Here is a 3,624-nt window from a genome sequence, read left to right as displayed (position 1 = left end):
GCATGAGGAATGTGGAGCCGCCTTCGAGTTCCACGTGCAGAGCGCCATGGCCCGCCGAGAGCACCTGCGGAACGTAGAGCGCAATCGCCCCGACGGCGAGGCCGCCAAGAACGGGTCTGATCAGAGGTGGACACCGCGCCGCCACGAAAGCCCTCTCGACAAGGGTCACCAGCCGCATGATTCCGACCGACGCGAAGCCGGCGACGAGGCCGAGAACGAGAAACGGGAAGTAGTCCACCGCCGACAATTCGGGGATTGGCGGCACTTCGATGGGATGGGGGACGGTGCCGAGGAGGCGCGTGACCAACATCGCCGCGAGGGCAGAGGCCATGACGGGCGCGACCGTCGCGATCGAGTAAACGCCGATGATCAATTCGAATCCGTAGAACGCACCGGTCAAAGGCGCATTGAAAGCGGCCGAAATCGCACCCGCGGCACCGCATCCCACCAGAACCCGCACATCGTTGCGGCGCAGGTTGAGCCGTCGGGCCATGCGCGAGGCGACTCCCGACCCCATCTGAGTGTAGCCCGCCTCCATGCCCACCGAAGCGCCGAACCCATTGGACAGAATGGTCTGGCCGGCCACGATCAGGCTATCGCTGAGAGACAGCCGCCCGCCGTGGAGGGCGTTCGCTTCGATCGGATCGACCAGATGGCTCGTGCGTGTTCGCGCGACGATCAATGCACTCAGTCCGACCAGGAGGCCGCCAATGGCCGGGATCAACGCTTGCTCGCGCGTGATGCTCTCCACTGCGCTCAATCGGTCGGTGAGGGCCGTGCCATAAAGGAAGCTGTGCAGGAACTGCGTCAGAAATCCCATCGCGCTGACGACGATTCCGGCGGCGACGCCGACCAGAGCCGCGAGGACGACAAACGCAATCTCCCGTCGTCGGACGAGGATCTGCAAGCGGGGGAAGCGCAACAATCGCATGGGGGCGCAAAACAGGATCTGACGATCCGTCGTGATGTGTCACGGTGCACCGCGCGAGTCAAAGTAAATGCGGGGAAACATGAAAACGGGATCCCACTGCGGCGAGACGCTCTATACTCTCCGCATCCATCGGCCCCACAATGACAGTGGCAGCAAGGGAGTGTTTCCATGGGTAGCAAGTGCTGCCGCGGCGTCTTCGTGTTCTGCGTGCTCTCGTTCGTCCTCGGCCAGCCTCTCGCCTGGGCGCAGGCGCCCTCCCCGGCCGGCCGCGCAGCCTCCGATCCGGCGATCGACGCCGCCCGGGCCGCTTATGAAGCTCTTCCGGACGCGGATCGCCGTGCCATCCAGGACAACCTGATCTGGACGGGGGATTATAGCGGAATTGCGAACGGGACTTTCGGCCGGCAGACCTTCGATGCTCTCGTGGCCTATCAGCAGCGGAGCAAGCTGCCAACAACCGGCATCCTGAGCGCCCCCGCGCGCGCCGCGTTGCAAGCCGCCGCTCAGCAGGCCCGGACCACCGCAGGATTTTCCGTCATCGACGATCCGAAATCTGGTGTGAGGATCGGCGTGCCGTCGCAAGTGCTGTCGAAGCAGGATGTCAATCCGAACGGCGGAAGCCGTTGGCAAAGCGCGGACGGCAAGATTACCCTCGACACCCGCGTTGCCCCGCCGGATGCGACCCTCCAGGCGCTCTTCGATCGCAACGTGGCGATCCAAACTCCGGGTCGCGCGGTCACGTACAAAATCATCAGACCCGATTTCTTCGTGATCGCCGGTGAAACGCCGACGGGGAAATTCTACACGCGCTACGCTAGCGCCGCTGCCGGTATTCGGGCGTTCTCGATCGGATACGACAAGACGCTGGCGGCCAAGATCGATCCGATCGTTGTCGCCATCGCGAATTCCTTCACGCCGTTTCCCACTGGCCCGATGCCCATCGCTGCAGCGCCGACACCCGCAATGCCGGCAGCTGGCAAGCCGCCATCGCCGATCACAGCCAGCAATGTACTGGGAACCGGTCTTGCCGTCGCGAAGCGGCAAATAGTGACTGGCGCCGACGTGGGAACATGCAAGGATCCGCGCGCCGGCGGTGTGAAGCCGCTGCGGATCGGGGGAACCGGACCGTGGCTGTGGGACTTCGCGGACGATCTCAAGGCGCCTTCGGCGCGTTTGGCGTCTCGCGACATGATGGAAGGTAGCCAGCTCCTCGTCGTCGGATTTTCCGTTGAGAGCGCACCGGCGCGGCTCGACGCGACGCCCGGCGTCGCCATCGACGGAACGGCCATCAGCGCTCCGCTCCAACCAGGCGCCAGCGGCGCACCGGTCTTCGATCAATCGGGTGCTTTCGTCGGACTTGTCGGGACCGTAGCAGCGGACGGTCGCAGGATTGCCGGCATCATGCCGACGACCCGTTACGCGCTGGTGGCCCCCGAAAAAGTGAACGCCGTCGCAGCAAATATCATCGGTCGGCAAAGCATCTCGGCGGCGCCAATGCGCGCCGCCGAGATCGTGAACGCCACCAAGCCGTCGCTCGTGCCGATTCAGTGCGGTCCGTGACCATCATTCCGCACTTTCGGACAGGCGGGTTTCCCGCGTGAACTCGAGCCCTTGGTGGTCGCAAAGGCGGCGATAGAGACCACCCTTGCGATAGAGACTCGCGTGCGTTCCTTCTTCGACGATGCGACCCGTATCGAAGACCAGAATGCGATCGAGAGCCCGCACGGTGGAAAGACGGTGTGCGATCACGATCGACGTACGCCCTTCCATCAGCCGCTCCATCGCCTCTTGGATCAGCGTCTCCGATTCCGAATCGAGCGCCGACGTCGCCTCGTCGAGAATCAAGACGGGCGCATCGGCGAGGAAGGCCCGCGCGATTGCGACGCGCTGACGTTCGCCACCCGAGAGTTTGACGCCACGCTCGCCGACAAGCGTCGCATAGCCTTTCGGCAAGCGCAGGATGAACTCGTGCGCATTGGCGAGTTTCGCCGCGCGTTCGATATCCGCCATGGTCGCTCCGGGACGTGCGTAGGCGATGTTCTCCGCAAGGGTGCGATGGAACAGCACCGGCTCCTGCTGCACGATGGCGATCTGCTCGCGCAGCGACGATTGGCGGGCATCGGCGATGTTCTGACCGTCGATGAGAATCCGCCCTTTTGTCACGTCGTAGAGACGTTGGATCAGCTTCACGAGCGTCGTCTTGCCCGAGCCCGAAGGACCGACGAGACCCACGCGTTCGCCGGCGCGAATAGTCAGCGCCAAATCGCGATAGAGCGGTGTGGCGTGGCCGGCGTAGTGGAACGTGACGTCGTCGAACGTGATTTCGCCTCGGTCGATGCGGATGGCAGAGGCGCCGGGGCGATCCTCGACACCGATCGGTTCACGATGGATTGCAACCAGCTCCTCCATGTCGTTCACAGAGCGACGCAGGTTGTTCACGTGCATGCCCACATCGCGCAGATAGCCGTGAATGACGAAGTAGGTCGTCAGCACATAGGCGAGATCACCCGGCGTCGCTCGATCATGCCACCAGAGCCAGATGGCCGTGCCGATGATCGCCGCGCGGATGACGACAAGCGCGATCAGCTGCAACGTTCCGCTGATGGTCGCTCGTTGCCAGATCCGTGCCGTTCTGCTTTGCCACTTGGTCAGAACCATTGCCAGGCGTTGATCCTCGCGCTCCTCCGCGCCGA

3 protein-coding genes are annotated in these 3,624 nt (G+C 63.8%); 1 reads left to right on the top strand and 2 read right to left on the bottom strand.

What is annotated here, in order from left to right; genetic code table 11:
* A partial coding sequence (locus AC1DT3_RS14965; protein ID WP_477466038.1) for a chloride channel protein occupies window positions 1-931 on the bottom strand: 931 nt, incomplete at its 3' end.
* Window positions 932-1,099: 168 nt separating this feature from the next.
* On the opposite strand from AC1DT3_RS14965, the gene AC1DT3_RS14960 reads away from it, so the two are divergent.
* Window positions 1,100-2,491 carry a peptidoglycan-binding protein gene (locus AC1DT3_RS14960; RefSeq protein ID WP_477466037.1) on the top strand — a complete coding sequence of 464 codons (1,392 nt, stop codon included), beginning with the start codon at window positions 1,100-1,102 and terminating at the stop codon, window positions 2,489-2,491.
* A gap of 3 nt (window positions 2,492-2,494) precedes the next feature.
* On the opposite strand, the gene AC1DT3_RS14955 is transcribed toward AC1DT3_RS14960, so the two are convergent.
* Window positions 2,495-3,624: ABC transporter ATP-binding protein (locus AC1DT3_RS14955; protein WP_477466036.1), on the bottom strand; the 1,130-nt coding region annotated here is incomplete at its 5' end.

This window comes from Microvirga sp. P4_G7 (genome assembly GCF_056401005.1).
Note: the sequence above shows the minus strand (reverse complement) of the source record. Positions and strands in the feature narration are given on the sequence as shown.